The organism is Chamaesiphon sp. OTE_20_metabat_361 (genome assembly GCF_031364565.1).
Genome location: NZ_JANLWO010000705.1, coordinates 1 through 3,041, shown reverse-complemented (window position 1 = coordinate 3,041; position 3,041 = coordinate 1). Strand labels below are relative to the sequence as shown.

General features: G+C 48.3%; 3 protein-coding genes. 2 read left to right on the top strand and 1 reads right to left on the bottom strand.

Annotated elements, in window-relative coordinates; all coding sequences use genetic code 11:
- Positions 1 to 1,167: 1-deoxy-D-xylulose-5-phosphate synthase (gene dxs, locus RMO35_RS19855; protein ID WP_309743478.1), on the top strand; the 1,167-nt coding region annotated here is incomplete at its 5' end.
- 220 nt (positions 1,168 to 1,387) lie between these two features.
- Complete coding sequence (locus RMO35_RS19850; RefSeq protein ID WP_309743476.1) at positions 1,388 to 2,128, top strand: M15 family metallopeptidase; 741 nt, start codon at positions 1,388 to 1,390, stop codon at positions 2,126 to 2,128.
- A 10-nt stretch (positions 2,129 to 2,138) separates the two neighbouring features.
- On the opposite strand, the gene bcp is transcribed toward RMO35_RS19850, so the two are convergent.
- Positions 2,139 to 2,612 (bottom strand): thioredoxin-dependent thiol peroxidase, encoded by a 474-nt coding sequence (gene bcp / locus RMO35_RS19845; protein ID WP_396135702.1) that lies wholly within the window; start codon positions 2,610 to 2,612, stop codon positions 2,139 to 2,141.
- Positions 2,613 to 3,041 lie beyond the last annotated feature (429 nt).

Genomic DNA, 3,041 nt, shown 5'->3' with positions numbered 1-3,041 from the left:
TATATCGGCCCTGTAGACGGTCACAATCTGGAAGAGCTAATTAGTACCTTTGAAGGCGCACACAAGCACGCTGGGCCAGTGATGGTACATGTGGTGACTAAAAAGGGTAAAGGTTATACGATCGCCGAAAAAGATCGCGAAGGCTATCATGCCCAAAACCCCTTTAATCTGGCTACGGGCAAAAGTGCCCCCGCGACCAAACCCAAGCCACCCACCTATTCTAAAGTATTCGCCGATACCCTGATCAAGCTGGCTGAAGACGATCCGCGCATCATAGCGATTACCGCTGCAATGGGTACGGGTACTGGTTTAGACAAGTTTGAGACCATATTTCCCGATCGCTATATCGATGTCGGGATTGCCGAGCAACATGCGATTACCCTAGCGGCTGGGTTAGCAACTGAGGGGATGCGTCCAGTGGCAGCGATTTATTCGACGTTCTTACAACGTGCCTTCGACCAAATCGTCCATGACGCCTGCATTCAGCATCTCCCCGTGTTCCTGTGTCTCGATCGCGCTGGCATCGTCGGTGCTGATGGCCCGACCCACCAAGGGATGTATGATATTGCCTATCTGCGGTGTATCCCGAATATGGTGCTGATGGCTCCCAAAGATGAGGGCGAATTGCAGCAGATGGTAGTGACAGGTATCAATTATACCGACGGGCCGATCGCGATGCGCTATCCGCGCGGTAATGGTTATGGTATCCCGTTGATGGATGAAGGCTGGGAAGAATTACCCATCGGTAAAGCCGAAATCCTCCGTCATGGCGATGACGTGCTGATGATTGCCTACGGCTCGATGGTACATCCCACGCTCCAAGCCGCTGGACTCCTGAGCGAACATGGGATTTCGGCAACGGTAATTAATGCCCGTTTTGCTAAACCGCTCGACACCGAACTGTTTGCGCCCTTAGCGCGATCGATCGGTAAAGTAGTCACAGTCGAAGAAGGCTGTCTGATGGGTGGCTTTGGTTCCGCGATTGCCGAATCGCTCATGGATCTCAATGTCGTCGTTCCGATCAAGCGCATTGGCGTACCGGATATTCTCGTCGAACATGCTACTCCTGACGAATCTCTAGGTAGTTTAGGTTTGACGAGCGCTCAGATTGCTGAGACAGTGCGGACGACTTTTTTCACGCAAAAGCCTGTAGCGGTACCTGTTTAGACGGATTAATCGGATTGGGTATGGCTAAAGCTCGATCGCATCCTTAAATCGCTGGCTGAATCCTTCAAAGGGGACTCAGCCAGCTTTTTTAGGCGTTGCTGAATTGGTGTATGAATCATAGATCTTGCCCTCACCCCCAACCCCTCTCCCATGCTTGGGAGAGGGGCGCCAGAGCCGGAGGCGAGGGCGGGGTGAGGGCAAATCATACCTAGATTCAGCAATGCCTTTTTTTAGTACTTGGGTGTCTGCGGGGAGGATAATATACCAGATATTAATTAATCTGGGCAAAATGATGAGTAGATGGCAATACGCGATCGTGGCAATAGGGATGTGCTTACTAATAATTATCGGTACTAACCAACTCTCGATCGCGACTAATCTCGCTGCACCAGCCGATCCTCTTCAATGGCGCGAACTTCCCCTCGATCGTCATAGTACCAAATCGCCGAGAGCCATCGACCTCGATTTTACCTATGCAACTACCAACAACTTTGTCAAAATCAAGCTCTACCCCTGCCCTCGCTGCTTCCTCCGTCCCGAAGTAGCCGCTGCCGTACAGCAAGCACATCAACAGTTACAACAACAAGGCTACGGCGGCTTGCGACTGTTTGATTGTTATCGTCCCCAACCCATTCAACAAAAAATGTGGCAGATTAAACCCGACGAGCGCTACGTCGCCAATCCAGCCACAGGCTCAGCTCACAATCGCGGTACGGCGGTAGATCTGACAATCGTAGATATCGAAGGCAAACCGCTAGATATGGGCACCCCCTTCGATGAATTTAGCCCCAAAGCTCATCATACCTACCAAGCATTGTCCCCCAAAATTCTCCTGCACCGATCGCTCCTGAAGAAAACAATGGCGTCTGTCGGTTTTCGTCATCTCGATACTGAATGGTGGCACTATGCTTGGAAGGGGCAGAAGCCACCTGTAGGCAAATGGGTATGGGATTGTAAATAGAACACCATAGTTATGGAGTCAATAGCGATCGCACTTGTTGAAGTACGATTTCGGCATGATTTTTGACTTTAACTTTCGACCAAATTTGGACAATTTTACCATCTGGATCGATGAGAAAAGTCGATCTAATGATGCCCATATATTCCTTACCCATAAACTTCTTTAATTGCCACACTCCATAAGTTTCAGCAATTTGATGTTCGCGATCGCTAAGTAAGCTAATCGCTAAATTGTGTTTTTTGATAAACTTATCATGAGACTCGATCGAGTCGGGACTGATACCGACAATTTGAGTATTGAGTGCCTGAAACTGCGATAACTGGCTAGTAAAGTCGATCGCTTGAGTCGTACAGCCAGGAGTGAGATCTTTAGGATAAAAATACAATACCAGCCACTGACCGATAAAATTGCTGAGTTGAGTACTTTTACCATCTCGATCGAGAGCTGTAAATTCAGGAGCAGATTGACCGATATTCATCTTGATTGTGATTGATTTACCGAGACATTGTAACTTAAATCATACTTACCTAACTCACTAGGTAAATTTGTCGATCGAAGCTCAGATTATACTTACATCTTGCACCAGCACTAAAATATGAGTAATTAGCAGAGATCTTTAGGTACCCACAAGGGGTACCCTCGGATTATGGCAGTAATAGTATCTATGCGTTGGGGCAAGATGTGAGTATATGCAGATTCGGGATGCGATCGAGACTAATTAAACACTCCATCCAAAGCTGAGATTCGGAGATTGGATTAAAATAAGAGTATCTTTGGTGTCGATTAATGGGTTCAGGTCAGCCTCCGATTAAAATCGGGGCTGGTGATGCAAAGTCCGCCTACGCGGACTAGGATATCAGTCCGCGTAGGCGGACTTTGCATTACTAGCCGAGACTTCCAGTCTCCAGGCAAC